This window comes from Janibacter sp. LM, assembly GCF_039631275.1.
Lineage (GTDB): Bacteria > Actinomycetota > Actinomycetes > Actinomycetales > Dermatophilaceae > Janibacter > Janibacter terrae.
Map to the genome: position 1 here is coordinate 1 of NZ_JBDIVG010000064.1, position 2,092 is coordinate 2,092.

Consider the following 2,092-nt stretch of genomic DNA (forward strand, 5'->3'; position numbering starts at 1 on the left):
CCAGAAGGAACACGCAGGCGCTACACCACTACCCGGGGCTTGACCCACGCGGAACATGTCTCGCGCTTCTTTGTCGAACAGGCTCCATGCATAGAGCAGCTTGGGTGACCGGTCTCCAACCCAGCGCCGAACTCGATGACGCCGACGAGGTCACCGCTGGATCCGACCAGCAGATCCTCCGCGGAAAGGTCGGTGTGGATCCAGCACGGTCATCCGCATGCGGGGGAACCTGACGCACCCGCGGCCGGGCGTCGCGGACCTGGCCTGGGGTCGAAGTGGCTGGCCAACCGTCAGCTGCCTCTTCAGTCCAAGCATCGATCGGGTCGTGAGGATGTCCACCGAACGGGGCCAACCTCAGGCGAGTTATCAAAGCCGTCTGGCGTGGCCCAAGTCTTCGTCAACAAGTGGGTTCGGGTGGTCAGGAAAGGCTGGGCCCCTCTGGTGTTTCCGCCGGTTCGGGCTCGTTGAGGGTCTTCGAGGCAAGCTCTTGGTTCGCGAGGATCTGGATGCCGGGAAGGTCAGTGAGAGAATCCCAGCCGGCTCCGACGATGGGATTACGTGGTGCCGTCTCCAAGAGGTCCTCAATCGCTGCCTGTACGCGTGGTGGTCGTGGAGCCATGGGTGGGCGCGCGAAGATCCTGTCCCGTAGTCGTTCGCCGAGGTCTGAACGCCTGGCCAGGGCGGCAGTCAGGAGTTCGACGTCGTTGGACGTGGCGTCGGCGATGGGGAGCACCTCGGAGATCAGGTGGTCCTCAGACAGAGTCTCGATGACGTAGTGGGGCTCAAGGGTGACGACAAGCCCGATGAAGGGGCGATCGCGAGGGATATGGGCGAAGTTCGGGTGACGAGTGCGGATGAGATTGGCCGTGGTCTCGAGCTGCTCCCTGGCCTTCTCGATCTTCTTCATGGCGGTTGAGGAGTCCCCCTGTCGCGCGTCCAGGTCGGGTCGTCCGCTTTTGCACTCGACGAGGATCACGCACTCTGCCGTGACGACGATGTAGTCGCAGCTCTTCCTGCTGTCTTTGCCGTAGGTGATCTCGCGGTGGACCTGCGCGTGCGTGAGAAGGTCCAACTGTGCGCCGATGTATTTCTCGAAGGCATCTCCGAGTGCCTGGCCGAAGGTCTTACCGAAGACGTCGAGACCGAGGTAGTAAAGGCCGGTGGGGGTGAGTTGGCCCATCAGGAAGTGTGGCGCGGGACCAGCCAGGTCCTCCCCGAGGTCGAGAAGAGGCCGTCTCTCCAGGGGGCTGTAGGACCACTTCGGAGATGGCTGGAACACATTGGCCCGGGCCTCTGCCTGGGCGTCGGGGACAGACTGGGCGAAACGCCGCGTGATGACGGACCTCACTTGATCCGCGCTAAGCGGGGAGAAGAGCTGCGCGACGTGGGGAGCGCTCAGGGTCGCCCACCCGATGGCGCCGTTGTTGCTCCCGAGGGCCGCGAGCATGATCCAACCGATCCGCCAGTAGTCGACAAGCGTGACGCCGAGGTGGCTCTGCCAGTCCGCCGGCGTCGGCCCGTTGGCCACTTGAGGCAGGTAGTCCGCTGTCAGGGCGTGCAGGCGACCGAAGGCCTCCGGCCCCATGCTCTGGGCCGGATATTGCTCGTGGGCCATTCGGGCGAGAATCGCGCTCACGTCGAGACTGCCGTCAACCACTTCGGGTTCGGGGAGGTCAATGTAGGCGCTGCAGAGGACCTTGAGGCTGGGGGTCCTGCGCGGCCACGAGCGGTCGTCCGTGCCGTGCTGCAGCGCGACTCGGGCGATCCCGGCGATGGTGAACTCCTGGACGACGTCGAGGGACTCGTCCGTCGAAAATCGCTGGTTAGCGGCTTCCCACGCGCGACTGGAGAGTTCGCGCAGCAGCGGGGTCAGCGGGTATCTACGGATCTCACTGGCGAAAGTGGTGTAGTTGCGCGCGAAGGGGGGCCGGCGGCGCTCACGTCGTTCACGGTCCATCGGGATACCTCGTCGCCCTACTCGCTTTGTGATGCACGAATCCTCCCTTTCGTTGTCAGGCGCTACTCCAACTTTGCCGGCCTCGTCGCTCTAGCCCGGATCGTTCACGATTGATCGGCGCGTCGGGGGCCTGAA

1 protein-coding gene is annotated in these 2,092 nt (G+C 64.3%); it reads right to left on the reverse strand.

Annotation, left to right across the window (positions count from 1 at the left end):
* Positions 1 to 418: 418 nt before the first annotated feature.
* Positions 419 to 1,957: a hypothetical protein gene (locus ABC138_RS17410; RefSeq protein ID WP_345914453.1), complete on the reverse strand. Its 1,539-nt coding sequence runs from the start codon at positions 1,955 to 1,957 to the stop codon at positions 419 to 421.
* Between the last annotated feature and the right edge of the window lie 135 nt (positions 1,958 to 2,092).

Coding starts and splice junctions, on each gene's coding strand:
- ABC138_RS17410 (WP_345914453.1), bottom strand. CDS start 1,957: ATGGACCGTGAACGACGTGAGCGCCGCCGGCCCCCCTTCGCGCGCAAC.